The organism is Amycolatopsis sp. NPDC005003, assembly GCF_053600695.1.
The window spans coordinates 36,801-60,186 of the sequence record NZ_JBSGAI010000012.1 but is presented as its reverse complement, the minus strand read 5'-3'; the positions used below and the strand labels follow the sequence as shown (position 1 = coordinate 60,186).

Annotated in this window: 17 protein-coding genes; 7 read left to right on the top strand and 10 right to left on the bottom strand. The window is 73.5% G+C overall.

What is annotated here, in order from left to right; all coding sequences use genetic code 11:
- Nucleotides 1-3: 3 nt before the first annotated feature.
- Genes ACWED2_RS16200 through ACWED2_RS16185 form a run of 4 tightly spaced genes read right to left on the bottom strand, consistent with a single transcriptional unit; the run spans nucleotide 4 to nucleotide 5,470 of the window.
- Nucleotides 4-3,273 carry a WXG100 family type VII secretion target gene (locus tag ACWED2_RS16200; RefSeq protein ID WP_449691255.1) on the bottom strand — a complete coding sequence of 1,090 codons (3,270 nt, stop codon included), beginning with the start codon at nucleotides 3,271-3,273 and terminating at the stop codon, nucleotides 4-6.
- Nucleotides 3,273-3,590, bottom strand: coding sequence for a hypothetical protein (locus tag ACWED2_RS16195; protein ID WP_449691254.1), 318 nt, complete (start codon nucleotides 3,588-3,590; stop codon nucleotides 3,273-3,275). Before ACWED2_RS16195 ends, ACWED2_RS16200 begins: the two co-directional genes overlap by 1 nt.
- Before the next feature lies 1 nt (nucleotide 3,591).
- Nucleotides 3,592-3,837: an acyl carrier protein gene (locus tag ACWED2_RS16190; RefSeq protein WP_449691253.1), complete on the bottom strand. Its 246-nt coding sequence runs from the start codon at nucleotides 3,835-3,837 to the stop codon at nucleotides 3,592-3,594.
- Nucleotides 3,830-5,470 carry a fatty acyl-AMP ligase gene (locus ACWED2_RS16185; protein ID WP_449691252.1) on the bottom strand — a complete coding sequence of 547 codons (1,641 nt, stop codon included), beginning with the start codon at nucleotides 5,468-5,470 and terminating at the stop codon, nucleotides 3,830-3,832. The genes ACWED2_RS16190 and ACWED2_RS16185 overlap by 8 nt, the downstream gene beginning before the upstream one ends.
- Before the next feature lie 69 nt (nucleotides 5,471-5,539).
- Between ACWED2_RS16185 and ACWED2_RS16180 the strand changes: the two genes are divergently transcribed.
- A complete protein-coding gene (locus ACWED2_RS16180; RefSeq protein ID WP_449691251.1) occupies nucleotides 5,540-6,019 on the top strand; it encodes a DUF2087 domain-containing protein in 480 nt (159 codons plus the stop codon).
- Here the strand turns inward: ACWED2_RS16180 and ACWED2_RS16175 are convergent.
- Nucleotides 5,983-6,951, bottom strand: coding sequence for a sigma-70 family RNA polymerase sigma factor (locus tag ACWED2_RS16175; protein ID WP_449691250.1), 969 nt, complete (start codon nucleotides 6,949-6,951; stop codon nucleotides 5,983-5,985). The two genes, ACWED2_RS16180 and ACWED2_RS16175, sit on opposite strands and share 37 nt — an antisense overlap.
- Nucleotides 6,952-7,028: 77 nt before the next feature.
- Nucleotides 7,029-7,544: a bifunctional nuclease family protein gene (locus tag ACWED2_RS16170; RefSeq protein ID WP_449691249.1), complete on the bottom strand. Its 516-nt coding sequence runs from the start codon at nucleotides 7,542-7,544 to the stop codon at nucleotides 7,029-7,031.
- Between the two features lie 164 nt (nucleotides 7,545-7,708).
- Between ACWED2_RS16170 and ACWED2_RS16165 the strand changes: the two genes are divergently transcribed.
- Nucleotides 7,709-8,182: an SRPBCC family protein gene (locus tag ACWED2_RS16165; protein ID WP_449691248.1), complete on the top strand. Its 474-nt coding sequence runs from the start codon at nucleotides 7,709-7,711 to the stop codon at nucleotides 8,180-8,182.
- 58 nt (nucleotides 8,183-8,240) lie between these two features.
- Nucleotides 8,241-9,674 (top strand): MFS transporter, encoded by a 1,434-nt coding sequence (locus tag ACWED2_RS16160; protein WP_449691247.1) that lies wholly within the window; start codon nucleotides 8,241-8,243, stop codon nucleotides 9,672-9,674.
- Here ACWED2_RS16160 and pdxR read toward each other — a convergent pair.
- Nucleotides 9,602-11,014 carry a MocR-like pyridoxine biosynthesis transcription factor PdxR gene (gene pdxR / locus ACWED2_RS16155; RefSeq protein WP_449691246.1) on the bottom strand — a complete coding sequence of 471 codons (1,413 nt, stop codon included), beginning with the start codon at nucleotides 11,012-11,014 and terminating at the stop codon, nucleotides 9,602-9,604. The genes ACWED2_RS16160 and pdxR overlap by 73 nt on opposite strands.
- An 81-nt stretch (nucleotides 11,015-11,095) precedes the next feature.
- Between pdxR and ACWED2_RS16150 the strand changes: the two genes are divergently transcribed.
- Nucleotides 11,096-12,313 (top strand): MFS transporter, encoded by a 1,218-nt coding sequence (locus ACWED2_RS16150; protein ID WP_449691245.1) that lies wholly within the window; start codon nucleotides 11,096-11,098, stop codon nucleotides 12,311-12,313.
- Between the two features lie 73 nt (nucleotides 12,314-12,386).
- Here ACWED2_RS16150 and ACWED2_RS16145 read toward each other — a convergent pair whose 3' ends face one another.
- The 3 genes from ACWED2_RS16145 to ACWED2_RS16135 form a co-directional block, all read right to left on the bottom strand.
- Nucleotides 12,387-13,202, bottom strand: coding sequence for a hypothetical protein (locus tag ACWED2_RS16145; RefSeq protein WP_449691244.1), 816 nt, complete (start codon nucleotides 13,200-13,202; stop codon nucleotides 12,387-12,389).
- Nucleotides 13,203-13,268: 66 nt separating this feature from the next.
- Entirely contained in the window at nucleotides 13,269-14,762 is a 1,494-nt protein-coding gene (locus ACWED2_RS16140) for a CehA/McbA family metallohydrolase (RefSeq protein WP_449691243.1), read from the bottom strand.
- 73 nt (nucleotides 14,763-14,835) lie between these two features.
- Nucleotides 14,836-15,150: a hypothetical protein gene (locus ACWED2_RS16135; RefSeq protein WP_449691242.1), complete on the bottom strand. Its 315-nt coding sequence runs from the start codon at nucleotides 15,148-15,150 to the stop codon at nucleotides 14,836-14,838.
- 313 nt (nucleotides 15,151-15,463) lie between these two features.
- On the opposite strand from ACWED2_RS16135, the gene ACWED2_RS16130 reads away from it, so the two are divergent.
- The 3 genes from ACWED2_RS16130 to ACWED2_RS16120 all read left to right on the top strand — a co-directional run bounded on the left by ACWED2_RS16130 (nucleotide 15,464) and on the right by ACWED2_RS16120 (nucleotide 23,236).
- Nucleotides 15,464-17,092, top strand: coding sequence for a DUF6345 domain-containing protein (locus ACWED2_RS16130; RefSeq protein WP_449691241.1), 1,629 nt, complete (start codon nucleotides 15,464-15,466; stop codon nucleotides 17,090-17,092).
- 147 nt (nucleotides 17,093-17,239) lie between these two features.
- A complete protein-coding gene (locus tag ACWED2_RS16125) occupies nucleotides 17,240-17,479 on the top strand; it encodes a hypothetical protein (protein ID WP_449691240.1) in 240 nt (79 codons plus the stop codon).
- A gap of 249 nt (nucleotides 17,480-17,728) precedes the next feature.
- A complete protein-coding gene (locus ACWED2_RS16120) occupies nucleotides 17,729-23,236 on the top strand; it encodes an ATP-binding protein (protein ID WP_449691239.1) in 5,508 nt (1,835 codons plus the stop codon).
- The last annotated feature ends 150 nt before the right edge of the window (nucleotides 23,237-23,386 follow it).

Sequence of the window (23,386 nt, the reverse complement as noted above, 5' to 3'; positions counted from 1 at the left end):
CTCCTACCAGGTCCTGGCCGACGGCGGGTCTTCGTCGTCGAGGGAGCCGATGATCCGCCGCCCGGGCTCACCGAGGTTGTCGAACACGGCCCCTTCGATCCGGTAGGCGGGAGCACGGCGTTCGGTGTCGCCGCCACCGCCGCCGTGGGCGCCGCCCATGGCACCCATGCCGGGCATGCCCGACATCGACGAGCCGGCCGCGCCGCCGGCCCCGGGCGCACCGGCCGCCGACGCGAACGCGGGCTGCGGCTGGGCCGGGCCCACGCCGGTGTGGGCTCCGCCGGACACGGGAGTTTCGCCGAGCCCGGCGGCGGCCGGGTCGAAGCCCGCGCCGGAGAAGCCGGCGCCGCCGGGCGAGCCGCCCCCGATGCCGGCGGGGTGGGCGCCACCGCCGCCGTGGGAGCCGCTGCCGTCGGACGAGCCCGGGTCGCCGGGCGAGCCGCTCCCGCTGCCGTGCTCCGGGCCGCCGCCGTGGTGGGAGCCGTCCGGCGAGGTCGGGTCGCCGAAGTCACCGCCGTGGCGCGGGCCGTCCGCACCGGGCGAGCTGGGGTCGCCACCGCCTTGCGGCGAGAGGTCCGCCAGGGTGCCGCGGTGGGTGGGCAGGTCGTCGAGCCGCTTCTGGGGGGTGTCGCCGAGAGCGTCCGGCTTGTCGTCCTCGCCCAGCGTGTAGGTGGTCGGGGTGCCCTTCCCGTCGTCGACGGTCACCGTCGTCGGGCCGTCCGGGCCGTCGGGGCGCTCCGCGGTGATCTCGAGGTCGCCGTCGCGGATGTGGATCTTGCCGTCCGGGCCGGGGCGGTACGTGTCGGTGTCCGTCCCTTGTGGACCGTCCGCGGGCTTGCCGTCGGACCAGTCGAGCTTGAAGTCCTTCGGGTCGCCCGGTCCGTCGCCGACCTTGATGTCCATCTTGCCGTCGTGGTCCGGCTCGGTCATCTCGAAGGTCTTGTCGCCCTGCTTGACCTTGAGGACGTCCCGGTCGTCGTCGCCGGGCTTGCCGTCCTCGCCGAGCAGGCCGTCGGGTTTGCCGCCGGGATCGGTCTCGATGCCCGGGCCGCCGAACTCCTTCAACGCGTCCGCGGCTTTCTTCTTCGCGTCCTCCGCGGCCTGTTCGGCTTCGGCCTTGCCGTCGTCCCCGGAACCCGAACCCGAACCGGAATCCGAGCCCGAGCCGGAGCCGCCGCCCAGGCCGCCCGCGCCGTCGCCGGACTCCGTCTCGATGCCCGGACCACTGAACTCCTTCAGCGCATCCGCGGCCTTCTTCTTCGCCGCCTCCGCGGCCTGTTCGGCCTCGGCCTTGCCCTCGTCCCCGGAACCCGAACCCGATCCGCCGCCCAGGCCGCCCGCGCCGTCGCCGGACTCCGTCTCGATGCCCGGACCGCTGAACTCCTTCAACGCGTCCGCGGCCTTCTTCTTCGCCGCCTCGGCGGCCGCGGCCGCGGCGTCCTGGCCGCTGTCCGACGGCGGCGGCACCGAAGACGGTGCCGTGCTGTCGGATCCCGGACCCGAGCCGCCACCCGAACCCGAACCGCCACCCAGCCCGGCTCCCGCGCCGGCGCCGCTGTCGGTCTGGATGCCCGGGCCGCTGAACTCCTTCAACGCGTCGGCGGCCTTCTGCTTCGCCGCCTCGGCCTCCTGGGCCGCCCGCTGCTTGGCTTCTTCCGCTTCCCGCTGCCTGGCCTCTTCCGCCGCGGCCGCCCCGTCGTCCTGGCCGCCCGGCGAGCCGGAGCCGCCGCCGGAGCCGCCGCCGGAACCCCCGGACCCCTCCGGGATCGGCGGCACGGAACCGCCGCCGCCGGCACCCGAGCCGCTGCCCGAACCCGAGCCACCACCGGAACCCGCGCCGCTGGGCAGATCGGTCCCGGCGCCACCACCGGCGCCCGAACCACCACCGGGCACCCCGGAACCCGAGCTCGTGTCCGGGATCGGCGGCACCGAACCGCCACCGCCGCCGGCGCCCGAACCACCACCGGACCCGCCCGAGCCTGCCCCCGCACCGGAACCACCCGTGCCGCCGCCGGTGCCGCCGGTCGTCCCGGCGCCGCCCCCACCGGGGCCACCGCCCGTGCCACCCGTGGTGCTGCCCGGCCCGCCGGCCCCGGACGTCGAAGCGCCCTCGAACTCGTTGCGGATCCCGCCCATCACCTTGTCGAGCGCGTCGTACGCCTGGTCGACGAGATCCTTCGTGTCCTTGCAGGTCTTCGCGAACCCCTGGTACAGCCGGTCCCACATGTCGGGGTTGAACTGGTTCTGCACCCACTGCTTGGCCAGGTCCTGGCCGTGCTTCTTGATCTCGTCGCCGTCGCAGCAGCCCTGGTCGTTGAGCGTCTTGACCAGGTTCGTGCCGAAGTTGAGGTCCATCCAGCCCGCGATCTGGGCCAGGTCCTTCTCGTTGCCGTGCTCGCCGTTGGCGACGGCGACGACCTTCTGCGCCATCGTGTAGTCGGCCTTGCCGACCAGGTCGGTGTACATCCCGATGACGGCGTCGGCCTTGCCCTTGCACAGCTGGAACACCGTCGTGGCGGTGTTCAGCGTCGCTTCGCTCGCGTTGCCGAGCGTCTGGGACAGCTTGGCGGCCTTCGGCTGGATCTTGTCGTTGTAGTTGTCCGACGCGGCGTCGGCACCCGCGCCGCTCCAGCTCTGGTACAGGGTGCTCAGCTGCGAGCCGGTGTCCTGCAGCGTCCGGTCGACCGTCTCCGAACCGCGCTTGAAGTGCCCGGCGTCGGCGACGAAGTCCGCGAAGCTGATCCCGCGCTGCTCGTCGAACGGCGCCCGGATGTCCTTGTCGAGGTCGAGCGCGCGGGTGTTGCCGCGGCAGTCGGCCGGGATCTTCGCCAGCAGCGACCCGAAGGTCTCGAACAGCTTGAGCGCGGGCGCGGCGGCGTCGAAGATCTCGTCGGACGTCTTGGTCCCGCTGCCGCTGCCGTCCTCACCGGCGGCCGGCGGCTTCGTCTCGTCGAGCTTCTTCTTGCCGTCGTCGACGGCCTTCTTCTCCTGGTCCTCGTTGTAGCTGTTCTGGTCGCCGCTCTTCTTCGCCTTGTCGTAGGCCTCGTCGACCGACTGTCCCGCGAACAGCGGGTTCGCGTTGTAGGCGTTCGCGTACTTGGCGGCTTCCTGCCGCTTCTGCTTGATCTCGTCCGGCTCCTGGTCGGCCAGGAACGGCGGCGGCGGCGGGTTTTCCCGCAGCCAGCTGCTGATCAGCGCGCTCTTCTGCGCCGGCGGCACGCTCGGGTCGTCCAGGACCGCCTTGACGTCGGACCACTTCTTCTTCTCGGCCATCAGAGCGAGCCCCCGGCGTTCGTGATCGCGCCGGCCTGGTTGCCCTCGTTGGTGCTGTAGGCCGAGCCGGCGGTCTTGAGGTTCCCGCCGAACGAGCCGAGCGTGGCGCTGTAGCCGGAAACGGCGGCCCACAGCGCCTGCGCGCCGGCGGTGTACTTGGTGGCGTGCGTGCCGTGCGCCCGGCCGAACTTCTCCGCCGTCACCTGCGGTGTCTGCAGGTCCGGGTTGTCGTCCAGCAGGTGCTCCGCCAGGTCACCGATGGTCTTGGACGCCGCCGACAACGCCTCGGTCGTCGCGGTGTACCCCCCGCCGCTCATGTCAGCGCCCCTCACTTCTCAGTGCGTCCGCCAGCACGTCGGCCACGGACCCCACGTCGGTGAACCGGTCGAGCCGGTCCAGGTCGATCGTCACGCCGTAATAGATCTCCAGCGCCGCCAGCAGCTTGATCCGCCCCTTCGAGTCGATGCCCAGCTCCTCCAGGGGCGCGTCGGGCTCGACGAGAGCCGGGTCGAGCCGGAAGGTGTCGCAGACGACCTTCGTGACCTCGGCGCGGTGATCACCCACGGAAGTCACCATAACGTGCCTTGGCGGCCGACCGGGCGACCTTGCCGCTCGATGTGCGCGGAAGTCCACCGGAAGGGACCAGACGTACCGCGCGCAGCGTGAGGCCGTGCTCGCGGGACACCGCGCGCAGCACCGCCCGGATCACCTCCCGGTCGTCGGCGTCGGCGCCGCGCGCCCACTCGGCCACCACCACCGCGCCCTCGCCCTCGTCGTCGGCGACGCCGAACGCGGCGACCCGGTCGCGGCGGACCGCCGGGTGGGCCTCGCCGGCGGCCGCTTCGATGTCCTGCGGGTGGAAGTTGCGGCCGTCGATGACGATGAGGTCCTTGAGCCGGCCGGTGATGTACAGGTCGCCGCGGTGCACGACGCCCAGGTCGCCGGTGCGCAGCCAGCCGCCCAGGCCGTCGAGCTCGGCGCCGAACGCGCCGGCGTCGCCGCGGCCCCAGTAGCCGTCCGCGACGTTCTGCCCGTGCACCCAGATCTCGCCGACCAGGCCTTCGGGCTGCTCCCGGCCGTCCTGGACGACCCGGACGAGCTGCCCGACCGGCCGCCCGACCGACACGAGTTCCTGCCCGCCCTCGGTTTCGACGGCCCGGCCCTGCGCGAGGGCTTCCCGGTCGAACACCGCGCCGCGCGGCCCTTCCTCGCCGGCGCTCGCGACGTAGACCGTGGCTTCGGCGAGCCCGTAGGACGGCCGGTGCGCCGTCCGCCGGAAGCCGCGTGGCCCGAACACCTCGTGGAAGCGCTCGATCGTGCGCGGCCGGACCGGTTCGCTGCCGTTGAGCGCGATCCGGACTCCGCCCAGGTCGAGGTCTTCGCCGGTGTCGGCGTCGGCGGCGAGGTCGTAGGCGAAGTTCGGGGCGGCGGTGAACACCGCCGGGTACGCCGCCAGCTGCCGCAGCCACCGCATCGGCCGGTGCACGAACTCGGCCGGGGCCATGAACACCGCCCGCCCGCCGGCGAAGACGGGCAGGCACAGCAGCTGGATCAGGCCCATGTCGTGGAAGAACGGGATCCAGCCGGCACAGGTGGTGCCCTCGTCGACGGCGTAGGCGAGGCTGCCCTGCCAGCAGGCGGCGACGATCGCCCGGTGCGGGATCACCGCACCGGCCGGCTCCCGCGTCGAGCCGGAGGTGTACTGCAGGTAGGCCGGGCTGTCGGGGGTCACCGGCACCGGATCGGCGCCGGGCCCGGTGAGCTCGTCGACCACCACGACGGGCTCGTGCGCGGGCAGCCGCGCCACCTCGGCCTTCGACGTCAGCCACACCCGCGCGCTCGCGTCGGCCAGGACGCCGGCTAGCCGGTCCGCCTGCGCGGGGTTCGCGGGCACCATCAGCGGGACGGCGATCAGGCCGGCGGCCAGCGCGCCGAAGAACGCCAGCGGGTAGGCGAGTTCCTGGCCGGCGAGGATCGCGACGCGCTCCCCCGGCGCCGCCACCCGGCGCAGCTCGCCCGCCACCACGCGGACCCGGGCGGCGAACTCCGCCCACGTCACCGTGTGTTCGACGCCGCGGCCGTGGTCCTGGTGGGTGAACAGCGGACGCTCGTCACCGGCGCGGGCGAACAGGTGCTCGACGATCGAAGTGCGCAGCACCGCCTCGGGCACGGTCACCGGCGCGGTCGGACGGGGCACGCCGGGCAACCTACCGGCCCCCGGAAACCCGGTTCACGCCCGGGGCGAGCGCGGGTACGGTCGCAGACCATGGCCGTACCGGAAGCGCTGGTCTCCGCTCTCGCGGACGAGGACCGGCTGCAGCTCTTCGCCCGCATCTGCACCGCCCCCGACGGGCTCGAGGCGTCCGCCGCTCCGGCCAAGCCCACCAGGCGGCTCGTCGACGCGGGACTCGTCACCGAGGCCGGGGGCCGCTACCGGGCCGTGCCGTCGGTGTTCCGCGACGCGCTCGCCAAGGCCCCGGTCGATCCGCTCGACGCGCTCTTCCGTCACGGGCGGCTCGTCTCCGTCCCGCACTCGGGCAAGCGGCGGCAGCTGCTGCTGGCGTACCTCGCCGAGCGCTTCGAACCCGGCCGGCTCTACACCGAGCAGGACGTCCGCGAGAAGCTCTCGATGGTCCACGACGACCACGCGACGCTGCGCCGCTACCTCGTCGACGAAGGCCTGTTGCAGCGCAGCAACGACGGCGGCGCCTACGGTCGACCGTCGGAGGCGCGCGCCGCCGGCTGAGTCGCCGGCAGGTCGAACAGCGCCAGCACGCCCGGATCGGCGAACACGACATTGTGCGCGATCCGCCCGCCCCGCACGGTCAACACCTGCAGGGTGTGCAGCCGGAACACGCCGGTGTCGTCGCGGCAGTAGGCCACGAGCGCCGGTAGCCCGTTGGCCGCCGTGCGCGTCATGCGCCACTCCGGGCCGCGCATGCCGAACAGCCGCTCCATGAAGCGGCCGTAGTCGTCGGGGCCACGGAACCACAGCGGCACCGGCGGCATCTCCATGACGACGTCGTCGGTGAGCAGCTCGACCAGCCCGGCGACGTCGGCGCGCTCGAACGCCCGCACGTAGCGGTCGAGCACCGCTTCGACCGCGGTGTCGTCCGGTTCGGGCACCTCGTCCGCCGACAGGCCACCGAGGCGCGCCCGGGCCCGCTGCAGGGCGCTGTTGACCGCGGCCGGAGTCGTGCCGAGGAAGCCCGCCACCTCCGCCGCGCTGAATTCCAGGACGTCCCGCAGGATCAGCACCGCGCGCTGCTTCGGCGGCAGGGTCTGCATCGCCGCCAGCAGGGCCAGCCGGAGCGTGCCACGACGGGCCAGCGCCCGGCCCGGGTCGTCGAGGCGGGCGTCCGGGAACGGGTGCAGCCAGGGGATTTCGAACGACGGCGTCAGCGGCGCGCCCGGATCGTCGCCCGGGCCGCCGAGCCCGGACGGCAGCGGCCGCCGGGCCCGTCCGTCGAGCGCGGTCAGGCAGGCGTTGGTGGCGATGCGGTAGAGCCAGGTGCGCACCGAGGCGCGCGCCGGGTCGTAGCCCGGCCACGCCTTCCAGGCCCGCACCAGCGTCTCCTGCACCAGGTCCTCGGCCTCGTGGACCGAGCCGAGCATGCGGTAGCAGTGCGCCAGCAGCTCACGCCGGTGCGGTTCGGTGCGCGTCGCGAAGTCCTGCATCGTTCTCCCGTCGGCGGCGGCTTCGGTGGGTGTACCGGCGCCACCGCCGGAATTCATCGACCGCGGGAGAACATTTTCTACAGGTCGTCGAAGTCCTCGGGCCGCAGGCCGTCGAGCTCGGCGCGGAACCGTTCGACCTCGGCTTCGGCGTCCAGCACGTCGGCGGCCGGTCCCTCGGCTTCCTGCTCGACCTCGAGCTGCACGGACGCGACGTCCAGCACCTCTTCGGCGACGCGGATGGGCGCGCCCTGGCGCAGGCCGAGCGCGACGGCGTCACTCGGGCGGGCCGAGACGCGGGTGCCGGAGGCGAGCACGAGGTCGGCGTAGAAGATGCCGTCCCGCACTTCGGTGAGCTCGACCGCGGCGAGGCCCTGGCCGAACGCGGCGAGCACGTCGCCGAGCAGCTCGATCGTGCCCGGGCGCGGCTGCGCGATCTGTTCCCGCGCCCGCACCAGGGCCTCGGCCTCGCCGTAGCCGATCATGATCGCCAGCCAGCGGCGAGCACCCTCGGGCTCGCGCAGCAACATCAGGGGCGCCTCACCGGGGACCGGAACGGCCATGCCCACCACTTCGATCGGGATCACGCCGACCACCGCACCCTCCGTGTCGGGGGAGTCGTCCTTCGCGCGCGTAATACCCACAACCGGGGGTTCGCAACCCGATCCGGCGGCCGGGTTTTCCCAGGCGGCCTCTTCTCGGCTGCGGAGTACGCCCCGGCGCCTTGCCCGGCCCCGGCGGCCGCTGTCACCGTCGGGGCGTGGAACCGACGATTTCGCGCAGTGTGACCGTCTCCGCCGACCCCGGCACGGTGTGGTCGTGGGTCACCGACCTGCCGAGGATGGGCGAGCTGAGCCCGGAGAACGTCGGCGGCCGCTGGCTCGACGACACGGGGCCCGCGCTCGGCGCGCGGTTCCGCGGCCGCAACCGCAACGGCGAGCTGCAGTGGTGGACGCGGGTGCGGGTGGTCGCGTTCGAGCCGGGCCGCCGGTTCGCCTTCGACGTGCGCACGCCGTTCGGCTCGCGGGTTTCGCGGTGGGAGTACGTGCTGGCGCCGGCCGCGGACGGCTGCGTCGTCACCGAGAACTGGTACCGGATCGGCAGCTGGATCGTGCGGAAGTTCATGGGGCCGCGGGTCACCGGCCGCGCCGACCGGCCCGGGTACAACGTCCGGTCGATCGAGCACACCCTCGCGGCGCTGAAGGCCAGGGCCGAAGAACGCGCCGCCGCCTGAGTCTCTTGTTGAAACCTACTGCGTCCAGCTAGGTTGTCTTATCGAACCTAGGAGGACCATGACTTCCGCCCCGCCGAAGCCCGGCCTCGTGCTGCTCGTCGTCTCGACGGCCGCGTTCCTCGCGAGCCTGGACACGTTCATCGTCACGATCGCCTTCCCCGGCATCCGGGCCGCGTTCCCCGGCGACGACCTGGCGAGCCTGTCGTGGGTGCTCAACGGCTACACGGTGCTGTTCGCGGCCTGCCTCGCCCCGGCGGGACGGCTCGCCGACCGGTACGGCCGCAAGCGGCTGTTCCTCGCCGGGGTCGCGGTGTTCACGCTGGCCTCGGCCGCCTGCGCGGCCGCGCCGTCGATCGGCGTGCTGGTCGCCTTCCGCGCGGTGCAGGCGATCGGCGCCGCGCTCGTCATGCCGACGTCGCTGGCGCTGCTGCTGACGGCGTTCCCGCCGCACCGCCGCCCGGTGGCGGTCGGGGTCTGGGCGTCGGTCGGCGCGGCGGCCGCGGCGCTCGGCCCGCCGGTCGGCGGCCTGCTCGTCGAGGCGTCCTGGCGCTGGGTGTTCCTGGTGAACCTGCCGATCTGCGCGGTGACGCTGCTGGCCGGGCCGCGCGTGCTGCGCGAGTCGCGGGACACCACCACCGGCGTCCCGGACGTCCTGGGCGCGGCCGGGCTGCTGGTGGGTGTCGGCGCGTTGGCGTACGCGCTGGTCGAAGCGTCCGACCACGGCTGGGGCGGGCAGCCGGTGCTGCCGGCCTTCGCGGTGGCCGCCGTCGCGCTGGCCTGGGTCCCGCTGCGCTCGGCGCGCCACCCGGTGCCGGTGCTGGACCTGCCGGCGCTGCGCGTCCCGACGTTGTGGCTGGCCTGCCTGACCACCGGGGTGTTCGCGGCCGGGTTCGCGGCGATGCTGTTCGGCAACGTGCTGTTCCTGACGTCGGTCTGGCACGACTCGATCCTGGTCGCCGGGCTGTCACTGGCGCCGGGCCCGCTGGTGGTGGTGCCGGTGTCGATCTTCGGCGGGCGGTTCGTGCACCGCTTCGGCCCGGGCCCGGTGGTCGCCCTCGGCGGCGTGGCGTTCGGGGCGGGCGTGCTGGTCTGGGTGCTGCGCATGGGATCGACGCCCGACTACGCGGCGTCGATGCTGCCCGGCCAGCTGCTGACCGGCCTCGGCGTCGGGCTGATCCTGCCGAGCCTGTCGGGTGTGGTGGGCACGGTCCTGCCGCCGTCCCGCTGGGGCGCGGGCTCGTCGATGGTGAACACCGCCCGGCAGGTCGGCACGGTCCTGGGCACCGCGGTGCTGATCGCGGTCTTCGCCGGGACGCCGGACCTGGCGGACTTCCGCCGGGGCTGGCTGGTGATCCTGGCCACCGCGGTGGCGACCTGCGCCGGCGGCGTGCTGATCGCCGCACGGCGGCGGACGGACCACTACGCCGAGCCCCAGGCCGCGTCCAGCACCGCGAGCCCGGCGTCGATGCTCGCCGAGGGGATCGAGCCGTAGCCGAGGACCACGCCCTGACGCGGGAAACCGCCGCAGAGGTCCGACAGCGTCTGGATCGCCGCCCCGGCCGCCGCCGCGCGGGCCGCGATCGGTGCCAGGTCCACCTCGTCGCCGGCCAGTGCACACAGGTGCAGGCCCGCCGCCGAGGGCACCGGCTTGAGCCGGCCCGCGAAAACCCTTTCCAGGGTCGTCGTGATGCGCTCGTGGCGGTCCGCGTACACCTTCGTCGCGCGGCGGAGGTGGCGGGCGAACAGGCCTTCGTCGACGAACCCGGCCAGCGCGGCCTGCGCGGGCAGGTCGCCGTGCCAGCCCGACAGCTGCCGGGCGTGGTGCAGCGCGTCGCGCAGGGACGCCGGCGCGATCAGGAAACCCAGGCGCAGCATGGGAAGCAGCGTCTTCGAGAACGAGCCGACGTAGGCCACCCGGCCGTCGCGGTCCAGGCTCTGCAACGGCTCGAGCGGGCGGTCGGAGAACCGGAATTCGCTGTCGTAGTCGTCCTCGACGACGACCGCGCCGGCCCGAGCGGCCCACGCGAGCAGCGCCGTGCGCCGGGCGAGGGACATCGCGGTGCCGAGCGGGAACTGGTGCGACGGCGTGACGTACACCAGTTTCGCGCGCGACGGCAGCGCGGCGACGTCGAGTCCCTCGCCGTCCACCGGCACGCCGACGACTTCGGCGCCGTGCGAGGCGAAGAGCAGCTTCGCCATCCGGTAGCCCGGCTCCTCGACGGCCACGCGGTCGCCGGGTTCGAGCAGCACGCGGCACAGCAGGTCGAGGGCCTGCTGGGCACCTTGGGTGACGAGCACGTCGTCGGCGCCGGCGCGGACCGAGCGGGAGACGCCGACGTGCCGGGCGATCGCCGCCCGCAGCCCGGGGTGGCCGCCGGGCTCGGCGTAGTGCGCGAATCCCGCGGTGTCACGGAGTTCCCGCGCGAGCAGGCGCCGCCAGGTGTCCAGCGGGAAGAGCGTGGCGTCGGGGATGCCGACGCGGAAGTCGAACACCGGAGCCGCGGCCGCGACGGACGGCGACGGCAGTGACCGCCACACCGCTTTGGGCTGCGGCCCCCGCGTCGAAGGGGCTTTGCGCGGCTTCGGCGCCGGGAGCTCCGCGGTGACGTAGGTCCCGGCGCCGACGCGGCCGGTGAGGAAGCCGTCGGCGGTGAGGCGGTCGTAGGCGACCACGACGGTGTTGCGCGAGACGGCCAGGCGCCGGGCGAGTTCCCGGGTCGGCGGCAGCCGCTCCCCTGCCCGCAGCCTGCCGTCCAGGACGGCGTCGCGCAGCTGGCGGTAGATGCGGACGCTCAGGTCGCCGCGGCCGGCCAGGCTCACGTGGAAGTCCATCCGGCGAGCCTATATTGGCCCAATCCGATCGGCTGGAATTGGATCTGGGATCGGGCCAAATCCCGCCCTAACGTTTCTCCCATGACAGCGCTTCTCGAACGGCTTCCCGAACGCCCGAAGACCCGGCCGGCCGCCCGCCTGCTCGCCGCCGCCCAGCTGGTCGCCTCGCTCGGCGACGGCGCGTTCCTGACCTGCTCGGTGCTGTTCTTCACGCGGATCGCCGCGCTGACCCCGGCACAGGTCGGGCTCGGGCTCACGCTCGGCTGGGCGGTGGGCTCGGTCGCCGGGGTACCGCTCGGGCGCCTGGCCGACCGCCACGGCGCCCGCGGCTCGGCGGTGCTGCTGGCGCTGGCGACGGGCACGTCGATCCTCGCGTTCCTCGTCGTGCGCTCGCCGGTGGCGTTCGTCCTGGCGGCGTGCCTCTACGGCAGCTGCCAGACCGGGCTGGCCGCGGTCCGCCAGGCCCTGCTGGCCGCACTCGCCGACCCCGAGCGGCGGACGCGCGTCCGGGCGCACCTGCAGTCGGCGGGCAACGCCGGGCTCGCCGTGGGCGCGGGGCTGGGCGGCCTCGCGCTGTCGGCCGACACGGCGTCGGCGTACCTGACCGTGTTCGTCCTCGACGCGGCGGCCTTCGTCGTGACGGCGGCGCTGCTGCACGCGCTGCCGCCGGTCCCGCGGGCTTCCGCGCGCCCGGGAGCACCGAAGCCGGCCGTGCTGCGCGACCGGCCCTACGCGCTGGTGACGCTGCTCAACGCGATCCTGCTGCTGCGGATGCCGCTGCTGAGCGTGGCGATCCCGCTGTGGATCGTCGAGCGCACCGCGGCGCCGGGCTGGACGGTGTCGGCGTTGTTCGTGCTCAACACGGTCGTGGTGGTGCTGCTGCAGGTCCGCGTCGCGGGCAGGCCGGCCTCGCCCGCCTCGGCGGCGCGGACGGTGCGCCGGTCGGGCGTGGTGCTGCTGGCGTCGTGCGTGGCGTTCGCGCTCTCGGCGCTGGGGACGTCACCGGCGGTGGCGTTCGCGGTGCTCGTCGTGGGGGCGCTGGTGCAGGTGCTCGGCGAGATGCTCCAGTCGGCCGGCTCGTGGGAGCTCGGCTTCGCCCTGGCCCCGGCGGACCGGCAGGGCGAGTACCAGGGGTTCTTCGGCAGCGGGGTCTCGGTGGCCCGCGCGGTCGGCCCGGTGCTGCTGAGCACGGTGGTGCTCGGGTGGGGCTTCGCGGGCTGGCTCGTGCTCGGCCTGGTGTTCCTCGGCGCCGGCTGGGCGATGGGCCCGGCGGTCCGCTGGGCCGCCGCCACCCGCTGACCCCAAGCGCCCCAATGTGGCATTGGGTGCGTCACATGCACCCAATGCCACATTGGGGCGTATAAGCCGGGGGCTATTCGCTGACCTGGGCCGCCGTGGTCTGGTGCAGCGAGAGGTCCTGCCCCGCGGCCGCATCGTCGGCCCAGGCGCCGGACTCCGCCGTCCACGTCCGGCCGGCGAAGCTCACCTTGTCCACGCCCAGCGCCTCCGCCCGACCGACCAGCCAGGTCGCGTACGTCCAGCCCTGAGCCGCCGGGTGGGCGCCGCTCAGGCCGGCGGTGCCCAGCTCCGCCGTGGCCGCCGCGGCGAGGTCCGCGGGCGCGGCCAGGGTAAGGTTCCGGCAGGTCAGCGCGGCCGGGAACTGGCCGTTGAACGCCGCCGCCATGGCGCGGGACTGCGGCTCCCACTGCGCATACGCGTCCGGGACGCCGGAGCGCTGGACCGCCTGCGCGGCCACCGTGATCGGCATCGTCTCCCAGTTCGGCAGCTTCTCGAGCTTCTCGTAGAACTCCGTCGCCGCGTAGACCGGGTCGCGCAGCTGGGCGATCGTGCCCCAGCCCTGGCTGGGCCGCTGCTGGAACAGCCCGACCGAGTCGCGATCACCGCCCTCGAGGTTGCGCAGCTTCGACTCCTGCAACGCCGTCGCCAGCGCGACCGTTGCCGCGTGGGCGGGCAGCCCCAGCTTGGTGCCGACGGCCGAGATCGTCGCGGCGTTGTTCATCTGTTCCGGGGTGAACGTGTAGGCGGTCGCGTCGTCCCCCGGCAGCGCGACCGTGCACCCCGGCGTCCGCACCGGGTCGCGCGTCAGCGCCACCACCACGACGATCCCCGCGACTCCCGCGATGACCGCCCCCAGGACCATGGCCAGCTTCAGGCCACAACCGCGCACCCTGCCTCCCCTTCACCCGTTCGCACCAGTCTGCCCAATAGGAGGACGCGGTGCGGCGGGCGGGGTTCAGTGGCCGGGGCCGAGGAAGATCGGGTTGGACATCGCCACCATGGCGTTCGGGACCGTCGTGTTCGGGCCACCGGACGGGCGACGGACCTCGACGCGCACCCACCGGCTGTAGCGGGGGTAGGTCGTCCAGGTGACCGTGGCCGCGCCCGAGCCGCCGATCGGCTCGGTGTGTTCCGGGCCGAGCTGGTCGAGGAACGTCACCGTCGTCCCCGGCACGCCCGCCACCACCGCTTTGACCGTCACCGGCGTCCCGGTGCCCGCGGCGAGCCGCTCGCCGATGCCCGCGCTCGCGCCGCCGCCGCCGCCGGAGACGGTGAAGTCCAGCTGGACCGACGCCGACTCCGCCAGCCACGAGCGCCCGGCCTTCAGCCCGGCCAGCAGTTCCCGGCGGCGCAGCCGGTCGGCGAGCACGACGGTGTGCGGCAGGGCCACCCGCTGGTCCGGGTGGTGCGCGTCGGAGTCGCCGATCGCCGGGATGAACCGGCCGCCGCGCAGCAGCCCGTCCCAGTGGACGACGCTCGCCTCGTCGTCCTGCGTCCAAGGGCCGTTCCAGACCTCGACGAGGTCGGCGATCTCGTAGGCGAATTCGTAGGTGCAGCCGAAGCAGTTCGCGAAGGGGTGCGCCGCGGTGACCAGGCCGCCGGCGCGGTGCACCTGCTCGGTGCAGCGCCGGAAGTCCCGCGGGTCGGCCGCGCGGTAGCGCCAGTCGATCCAGGTGCCGGCGGGCAGGCCGATCGCGGGCCAGTGCCCGGACCGGGTCGTCACCTCTTCGCCGTTGAGGATCAGCAGGTCGTCGGTGGCGTGGTCGCCCCAGACGAGCTGGGAGCTCGAGGTGTTGTGGTCGGTGGAGACGATGAAGTCGAGGCCGGCGGCCCGGGCGTCGGCGACGAGCTGCTCCGGCGTGCGGCGGCCGTCGGAGTGGACGGTGTGCAGGTGGCTGTCGCCGCGGTACCAGGCCCGGCCCCTGTCCCGCGCCGGAGCGGTTTCCGGCGCCGGGTTCGGTTTGAACGGCGGGCCGTCGGGACCGAAGGTGAGGGTGATGTCGACCCGGTAGTTCAGCCCTTGGGGCGCAACGGTGTACGGGCCGAGGATGACGTGCCACCGGCCGGGCTTGATCGGGCCGGCGAGGTAACCGGGCGTGGCCTCGGACGCGCTGATCGAGAACCGGTCGCGGAAGCCGCCGGACCAGCCGCGGAACCCGCGCGCGTTGCCGAGGTCGTGGCCTTCGGGGCCGAAGATGCCGATGTCGCAGGCGTTCCCGCGGGTGCCGGCCGGCACCGGGGGCTTGTCGTAGGAGTACACGACGTCGAGCTGCCGCACCCCGCGCGGGACGTCGACGGGCAGGTAGTACCAGTCCGGCACGTCCGGTTCCAGCGTGCCGGCGACGGTTTGCGTCCGGCTGGTGCCGCCCGGCTGATCGGCGAACGCGACACCGGGCAGCATCGCCGCCCCACCGGCCAGCAGCAGCGTCCGGCGGCTGAAGTCACTCATGCCCACCTCCGCATCGGACGCTAGGCGTCCCGGACGAACGCGAACACGAACCGGCGGTGAACTTTCGGCGGAATCAGCGGCGTTTCGCCAGGATCCTGCCGAGCGCGACGACGGTGACGGCGGCGGCCAGCCCGAGCCGCGTGACGTCGACGGCGGGGACCCAGGTCACGCGTTCCCCGCGGACGACGAAGGCCCCGACCGGCCGGGCGAACACGCCGAACCCGGCGCCCTCGCGCACGGGCAGGGCGTCGCCGCCACCCCCGCCACCACCCCCGAACACGGCGGCGGCCGGGACCACGGTGACGCCATCGCGCTCGACCGGTTCGCCGTAGACGAGCCGGGCGGAGAAGATCCGCCGCGCGGCCGATGCCAGCTGCCCGAGTTCCATCCGGCCAGCATGGGCCGCCGCCGGGCTCGGGCGCGCCTCATGGGTGGCGGAGAACCCGGTTTTGTCGGTGGTCTCCGGTAGCGTGGAAAACGGGGGGCGCCCCCGCGGCCGCCCGCCGTCCACAGCCGCCCGCCGTCCACAGTGGCCGGTGCCCGCTGGCCGGTTCCCGGCCGCGCGCAAAAACGTTCCACGGAATCGGTGCAGCGCTGAAAAAATTGCGCTGAAGGTGTGGCAAAAAGAGGTATCCGAAAGTTTTCACCGCTTCGGCGGCTACCGTCCGAGCGCTGCATTCTGCCACCCACGGGGAGGAACCATGGCACTGCTCAAGAACGGCGTGGTCGCCGCACCACCGGGCGCGCCCGCCGGCGCACGGGCGCTGACCTCGGCAGATCCGTTCGCCGCCGGCACCGGCGCCGCCGCCGATCGGGGTGCGAACCGGTATGGGGTCTGCTCCATCGAGGACTTCCCGCCCGGCATCAACGACCTTTCCTACACCCACGACGACGCCGGTGGTTTCTACAATTACGTCAAGCAGTTCACCGCGCCGAACTTCTGGTACACCGACGGCGGTGTGCTGTCGTGGATCTACGGCGAACAGTACGACGACTGGCAGGGCACCTACGGCTTCGACGCCTGCGTCGCCGAGTACCACTCCGGACACGGGACGATGGACGGCAACGGTGTCTTCTGGATGCCGATGGGCGGCACCTGGGGCGGGTCGGCCTGGGCGAGTTCGGCCGACATGCGGCTGGGCAACGAGGTCGCGCGGTACCTGTTCTTCTCCACCTGCCTCTCGCTGCGCATCGGCGACGGCAACAGCCCGATCCGCACGTGGGACGCCGCCAACCTGGGCCTGCGGATGATCTTCGGCTTCGAGACGACCAGCGTCGACAGCCCGAACTACGGCGCCTACTTCTTCAGCAAGTGGAACGGCAACGGCCACAAGTTCAGCAAGGCGTGGCTGGACGCGTCGTGGGACATCGACCACCACCAGGCGCCCTCGGCCGTCGCCTGCGGGGCCACGCAGGCCGAGGCACAGGACCGGTTGTGGAACGAAGGGTCCTTCCAGACCGCCGCCGCGTCGAAGAACTGGTGGTGGTGGACCTGGTACGACGCCGCCAGGAGCATCCGGGCGCCGCGGCTGGAACTGCCGGGCGCGGCGCAGACCGCGCGGTTCGCGCCGCCGCGGCTTTCGGGGGCGCGGCTGGCCGAGCTGGCCGGCCACTACGGCGTCCGGCTCGGCAGCGGGGTGGCCGACGACGCGATGGGCCCGCACGGCGTAGTGCTGGGCGCCGACCAGGGCGGGCCGCGGCTGAGCGTCGACCACCGCGGCGTCCGCGAGATCACCTTCGCCGACGCCGACGGCACCGGGCGGGACGCGCCGAGCGCGGACGAAGCCGTCCGGATCGCCCAGGACGCCGTCGAGACGTTCGGCCTGGCCGACCGCGTCGACCTGGTCGCCGACAAGGTGCGCCACCAGTACCACGCCGGCGGCACGGCCGAGGACGTCGCCGACCCGCGGGTGCGCGAGACCCACGTGGTGTTCACGCAGCTGGTCGACGGCCACCCGGTCGTCACGCCCGGCCTCGGCGAGGTGCGCGTCGCCATCGACGGCGGCGGCACGGTGACCACGATCGTCGACGCCACCCGCGAGGTCGAGCGGCTGAGCGACGGCGCACCCACCGCGCCGTCGGCGGCGGCGGAACCCACCCGCGCGCCGTCCACCGTGGACGAGGCGCTCGACGCCCCGCTGCAGCGGCTGCTGCGCCGCCTGGCGGCCGGCGGCCGCGTGCCCGCCGAGGTCCGCACGATCCCGGACTCGACGGCGGTCGGCTACGCGCTGCGCGGCGACGACGGTGCTCCGGTCGTCCGGCGGACCGTCGAAGTCGACTGCGGCGCGGGGCTCGCGAAGCGGTACGTCCTGGAGGCACCCCTGCGCTGACCACCGGGAAGAGCGGACGGGCCGGCACCGCGTCGGGGGGTGCCGGCCCGTCGTTTCGCTCGAACGGGTGTAAACCCGAGGTATCCGGGGAATGACCAGGAGACACCTGTACTCCGGGGGAGTGCGCCGTACCGAGGGGAGACCGCGATGACCTTCGATTTCGTCAGCCGCTGGCTGGGCAGGCATCGCGACCGCCCGGGCGTCACCGTCGACCTGGCGTGCGGCGGCCGCGTGACGCTGCGGGAGGTGGACGGGCGGCCCACGCTGGTGGTCACCACCGCGCCCGGCGCCGACGGCCGCAGCGACGTCGCCGCCGTCCCGCTGTCGGAGGCGGAGCGCCGTGAGCTGGGGCAGGTGCTGGACTCCGGCGTCCTGCTCGCCTCCTGATCGTCCCCGCGTCACCCGCCGTTTGCGCGCCCGTAGCGTGCTTTGTCGCGAACCTCGCGTGAAAGCGCGTCCGGACGGTGTGGCGCGGGTCGCTTTTTGTGGGGTTCCCACAAAGCAGCCGCCTCGGCATGCGCCATGGCGGACATTGGTCCGACCCGTCGTCATCCACCAGGGTGTAGACAGGTGCGCCGCGACGTTCCAGGACGGGTACGTCGCCTTCTGCGCGTGGGTACTTGGGAGGCTCAGCCGGTGTTCAGTCGTGTCGCCATCGTCAACCGCGGAGAGGCCGCGATGCGGCTCATCCACGCCGTCCGGGATCTGTCGGCGGAAACCGGGACGCGGATCGAGACGGTCGCCCTCTACACCGACGCCGATCGCACCGCCACGTTCGTCCGCGAGGCCGACCTGGCCTACGACCTGGGCCCGGCCGCCGCGCGTCCGTACCTCGACCTGGCCAAGCTGGAGCAGGCGCTGGTCGAGACGAAGGCCGACGCCGCCTGGGTCGGCTGGGGCTTCGTGGCCGAGGACCCGGCGTTCGCCGAACTGTGCGAGAAGGTCGGCGTCACCTTCGTCGGGCCGAGCGCGGACGCGATGCGCAAGCTCGGCGACAAGATCGGCGCGAAGCTGATCGCCGAAGAGGTCGGCGTGCCGGTCGCGCCGTGGAGCCGCGGCGAGGTCGCCACCCTCGAAGACGCGCTGGCGGCCGGCGAGCGCATCGGCTACCCCCTGATGCTGAAGGCCACCGCGGGCGGCGGCGGGCGCGGCATCCGCATGGTCGCCTCCGGCGAGGACCTCGCCGACGCCTACGAGCGCACCAGCCAGGAGGCGCTGCGGGCCTTCGGCTCCGGCGTCGTCTTCCTGGAGCGCCTGGTCACCGGCGCCCGCCACGTCGAGGTCCAGGTGATCTCCGACGGCGCGACGGCGTGGGCGCTCGGCGTCCGCGACTGCTCGGTGCAGCGGCGCAACCAGAAGATCATCGAAGAGTCGGCGTCGCCGGTCCTCGCCCCGGCGCAGACGGCCGAGCTGAAGGCGTCGGCGGAGCGGCTCGCGGTGGCCGTCGGCTACCGCGGCGCGTGCACCGTCGAGTTCCTCTACCACCCGGGCGAGAAGCTGTTCGCCTTCCTCGAGGTCAACACCCGCCTGCAGGTCGAGCACCCGATCACCGAGATCACCACCGGCACCGACCTGGTCAAGCTGCAGCTGCACGTCGCGGGCGGCGGCAAACTCGAAGGCGAGCAGCCCGCCGAGCTCGGCCACGCCGTCGAGGCACGCCTGAACGCCGAAGACCCGGACCGCGACTTCGCGCCCTCCCCCGGCCGCATCGCGCGGCTGGCCCTGCCCGCCGGCCCCGGCATCCGCGTCGACACCGGCGTCAGCGAAGGCGACACCATCCCGGCCGACTTCGACTCGATGATCGCGAAGATCATCGCCTACGGCCGCGACCGCGACGAGGCGCTGGGCCGGCTGCGCCGCGCGATGGCCGAGACCACCGTCATCATCGAGGGCGGCGCGACCAACAAGAGCTTCGTGCTCGACCTGCTCGACCAGCCCGAGGTGATCGACGCCAGCGCCGACACCGGCTGGATCGACCGCGTCCGCGCCGAAGGCCGCCTGGTCACCCACCGGCACTCGGCGATCGCGCTCGCCGCGGCCGCCATCGAGGCCTACCAGGACGAAGAAGAGGTCTCCGTCCAGCGGCTGCTGTCCACCGCGCACGGCGGCCGCCCGCAGGTCCAGCACGAGAGCGGCCGCCCCCTCGACCTCAAGCTCCGCGGCGTCGGCTACCGCGTCTCCGTCGCCCGGGCCGGCCGCAGCCGCTTCCGCGTCGGCATCTCGGCCGGCGCGTCCGACGTCCACCACGCCGACATCGAGATCGACCGGTTCGACGCCCACAGCGGCCAGATCCTGGTCAACGGGCGGCGCTTCCGGCTGGTCGCGGCCACCCACGGCCCGATCCACCTGGTCGAGGTCGACGGCGTCACCCACCGCATCAGCCGCGACGAAGGCGGCGTCGTCCGCTCCCCCGCGCCGGCGCTGGTCGTCGCCACGCCCCTCTCCGTCGGCGACGAGGTCGAGGCGAACGCCCCGATCCTCGTGCTGGAGAGCATGAAGATGGAGACGGTGCTGCGCGCGCCGTTCCGCGCCCGCGTCCGCGAGTGCCCGGTGTCCGTCGGCAGCCAGGTCGAGACCGGCGCGCCGCTGATGCGCCTGGAGCCACTGGCCGACGACGCCGCCGAGGAAGCCGCCGAAGCCGGCGAGACCGTCGAGATCGAGCTGCCTTCGGTGCCGGACGGCGTGTCCGCCGCCGAGCGCGTCGAGCGCGGCCTGCAGGACCTCCGCAGCCTCCTGCTCGGCTTCGACGTCGACCCGGCCGAGCGCAAGCGGCTCGTGACGGCGTACCTCGAGGCCCGCACCGAGCTGGGCAACCGGCCGGTGGAGGGCGAGCTGGAGCTGCTCACCGTCTTCGCCGACCTGAGCGAGCTGAGCCGCAACACCCCGGGCGGCGAAGACACCGTGCCCAACGGCGCGGTGCACAGCCCGCGCGAGTTCTTCCACACCTACCTGCAGAGCCTCGACGTCGAACGCGCCGGCGTCACCGAAGGCTTCCAGGCGAAGCTGAAGCGCGTCCTCGCGCACTACGGCGTCGAAGACCTGGAGCGCACGCCGGAGCTGGAGGCCGCCGTCTTCCGGATCTTCCTGGCCCAGCAGCGGACGGCGGCCGACGTCGCGGTCGTCTCGGAGCTGCTGCGCCAGTGGCTGACCGGCGCCCCGCCGGCCGAGGCGCTGAGCGAACGCGCCGGGCTCACCCTGGAACACGTGGTCGAGGCCACCCAGGTCCGCTTCCCCGCGGTGTCCGACCTGGCCCGCGGCGTGGTCTTCCGCTGGTTCGCCCAGCCGCTGCTGCGCCGCAACCGCGCCCGCGTCTACGCCGCCGTCCGCACCGAGCTGACCTACCTCGACCAGCACCCGGACGCGCCGGACCGCGCCGAGCGGATCCAGGCCATGATCACCGGCTCGCAGCCGCTGGTCCGGCTGATCGGGCAGCGGATCGGACGGCCGGGCCGCGACCACTCGCCGCTGCTGGAGGTGCTGACCCGCCGGTACTACGGCAACCGCCGGCTCTCCGGGGTCGCCGTCCGCGAAGCCGGCGGGCACCGCTGGCTGACCGCCGAGCTGAACGCCCCCGAAGGCGTGCTGCCGCTGGTCACCACCGCCGTCGACATCGCCGAGCTGCCCGGCGCCCTGCACGCGCTCGGCGAGGTGGCCACCGACGGCGTCGTCGCCGACCTGTACCTGCGCTGGGAGGACCAGCCGGACGTCGACGCGACCGCGGAGCGGCTGGGCACGCTGCTGGCCGAGCACCCGCTGCCCGCCGGCGTGCGCCGGGTCGTGGTGACCGTGGCCGGCACCGGCGGCGCGGTGATGCACCACCACTTCACCTTCGAACGCGAAGGTGACGGCTTCACCGAGGACCGGCTGATCCGCGGCCTGCACCCGCAGATCGCCCAGCGCCTGCAGCTGCAGCGGCTGCGCGAGTTCGACCTCACCCGGCTGCCGTCGGCGGACGAGGAGATCTACCTGTTCAAGGCCGCGGCGAAGACCAACCCGGCCGACGAGCGGCTGATCGCGATGGGCCAGGTCCGCGACCTGACGCCACTGCGCGAGGCCGACGGCCGGCTGGTCGCGCTGCCCGCGCTCGAGGACGCCGTCACCGCGTGCCTCGACTCGATCCGCAACATCCAGGCGCAGCGGCCGCCGAACAAGCGGTTCGACACGAACCGGATCATGATGTACGTCTGGCCGCCGACCGACCTGACCACCGAGGAGCTGAACACCCTCGTCCAGCGCATCCTGCCGACCTCGGTGGGCGCCGGCCTGGAGGAGGTCCAGTTCCTGGCGCGGCGGCGCACGGACGCGGGCAAGCTGACCGAGCTCGCCGTCCGGATCGCCCTCGACGCCGGGCAGGGCGCGCGGCTGCACGTCGAGGCGCCGTCGGCCGAGCCGGTGAAACCCCTCGACGACTACCGCCTGAAGGTGCTGCGCGCGGCGCGGCGCGGGACCTTCTACCCGTACGAGCTCACCGGCCTGCTCTCCGGCCCGGCGGGTACCTTCGTCGAACACGACCTGGACACTGGGTCCGATGCGCCCTCGGCGGGAAAGAGTGCCTCGGGCGGCGGCACCCTGGTGCCCGTGGACCGGCCGAAGGGCAAGAACACCGCGGCGATCGTCGCCGGTGTCGTCACGACGCCGACCGAGCGGCACCCCGAGGGCGTCACCCGGGTCGTGCTGCTGGGCGACCCGACGAAGTCGCTGGGTGCGTTGTCGGAGCCGGAGTGCTCGCGGGTGATCGCGGCGCTCGACCTGGCCGAGCGGATGCAGGTCCCGCTGGAGTGGTTCGCGCTGTCGTCGGGCGCGCGGATCTCGATGTCCTCGGGCACCGAGAACATGGACTGGGTCGCCGCGGCGCTCAAGCGGATCGTCACGTTCACCCAGGACGGCGGCGAGATCAACATCATCGTCAACGGGATCAACGTCGGCGCCCAGCCGTACTGGAACGCCGAAGCCACGATGCTCATGCACACCAAGGGCATCCTGGTGATGACCCCGGATTCGGCGATGGTGCTCACCGGCAAGCAGGCGCTCGACTTCTCGGGTGGCGTGTCGGCCGAGGACAACTTCGGCATCGGCGGCTACGACCGCGTGATGGGCCCGAACGGGCAGGCGCAGTACTGGGCGCCGAACCTGCCGGCCGCGCGGGAAGTGCTGATGGCGCACTACGACCACACGTACGTGGTGCCGGGTGAGGCCGGCCCGCGCAAGGTGGGCACGACCGACCCGGTCGACCGGGACGTCTCGCCGTTCCCGCACGCGATCGTCGGCAGCGACTTCACGACCGTGGGCCAGATCTTCTCGGCCGAACACAACCCGGACCGCAAGAAGCCGTTCGACATCCGCACGGTGATGCGCGCGCTGTCCGACCAGGACCACCCGGTGCTGGAGCGCTGGGCGGGCATGGCCGACGCGGACACCGCGGCGGTGCAGGACGTGCACATCGGCGGCCGCCCGGTCTGCCTGATCGGCATCGAGTCGCGGTCGGTCCCCCGCCGTGGCTTCCCGCCCACCGACGGCCCGGACACCTACACGGCCGGCACGCTGTTCCCGCGCTCGTCGAAGAAGACGGCCCGCGCGATCAACGCGGCGTCGGGCAACCGGCCGCTGGTGGTGCTGGCGAACCTGTCCGGGTTCGACGGCTCGCCGGAGTCGCTGCGGAAGCTGCAGCTCGAGTACGGCGCGGAAATCGGCCGGGCGATCGTCAACTTCGAGGGCCCGATCGTGTTCTGCGTGATCTCGCGCTACCACGGCGGCGCGTTCGTGGTGTTCTCCAAGGCGTTGAACCCGAACATGACGGTGCTGGCCCTGGAGGGCTCGTTCGCCTCGGTGCTCGGCGGCGCCCCGGCGGCGGCGGTGGTGTTCGCGGGCGAGGTGAACAACCGCACGGCGAACGACCCGCGCGTCACGGAGCTGCAGTCCCGGGTGGCGGCGGCCGGCGGCGCCGCGCGGGCCGCGCTGAGCGCCCAGCTGGCGGAGGTCCAGTCGGCGGTCCGCGCGGAGAAGGTGAGCGAGGTGGCGGCGGAGTTCGACCGGGTGCACAGCATCCAGCGAGCGGTCGAGGTCGGCTCGGTGGACGCGATCATCTCGGCGGCCGAGCTGCGGCCGCGGATCATCGAAGCGATCGAACACGGCCTGAAGCGCTGATATCGCCGAAGGACGGCACTTCCCGGAAGTGCCGTCCTCCGGCTTCTCCGTCGCCGCGACTAAACCGGGTCGCGTACTCCCGCGTGGACGTACCGGGTACCACCGGTACCCGCGTCGATTCGGCGCTGTGCGAGTGGGAGGACGATTTCC

Excerpts from the sequence above, each read along its gene's own strand:
- ACWED2_RS16180 (WP_449691251.1), top strand. The coding sequence starts at position 5,540 with ATGGCCGTACCGGAAGCGCTGGTCTCCGCTCTCGCGGACGAGGACCGG.
- ACWED2_RS16135 (WP_449691242.1), bottom strand. The coding sequence starts at position 15,150 with ATGGAACTCGGGCAGCTGGCATCGGCCGCGCGGCGGATCTTCTCCGCC.
- ACWED2_RS16140 (WP_449691243.1), bottom strand. The coding sequence starts at position 14,762 with ATGAGTGACTTCAGCCGCCGGACGCTGCTGCTGGCCGGTGGGGCGGCG.
- ACWED2_RS16130 (WP_449691241.1), top strand. The coding sequence starts at position 15,464 with ATGGCACTGCTCAAGAACGGCGTGGTCGCCGCACCACCGGGCGCGCCC.
- ACWED2_RS16160 (WP_449691247.1), top strand. The coding sequence starts at position 8,241 with ATGACTTCCGCCCCGCCGAAGCCCGGCCTCGTGCTGCTCGTCGTCTCG.
- ACWED2_RS16195 (WP_449691254.1), bottom strand. The coding sequence starts at position 3,590 with ATGAGCGGCGGGGGGTACACCGCGACGACCGAGGCGTTGTCGGCGGCG.
- ACWED2_RS16125 (WP_449691240.1), top strand. The coding sequence starts at position 17,240 with ATGACCTTCGATTTCGTCAGCCGCTGGCTGGGCAGGCATCGCGACCGC.
- ACWED2_RS16150 (WP_449691245.1), top strand. The coding sequence starts at position 11,096 with ATGACAGCGCTTCTCGAACGGCTTCCCGAACGCCCGAAGACCCGGCCG.
- pdxR (WP_449691246.1), bottom strand. The coding sequence starts at position 11,014 with ATGGACTTCCACGTGAGCCTGGCCGGCCGCGGCGACCTGAGCGTCCGC.
- ACWED2_RS16175 (WP_449691250.1), bottom strand. The coding sequence starts at position 6,951 with ATGCAGGACTTCGCGACGCGCACCGAACCGCACCGGCGTGAGCTGCTG.
- ACWED2_RS16200 (WP_449691255.1), bottom strand. The coding sequence starts at position 3,273 with ATGGCCGAGAAGAAGAAGTGGTCCGACGTCAAGGCGGTCCTGGACGAC.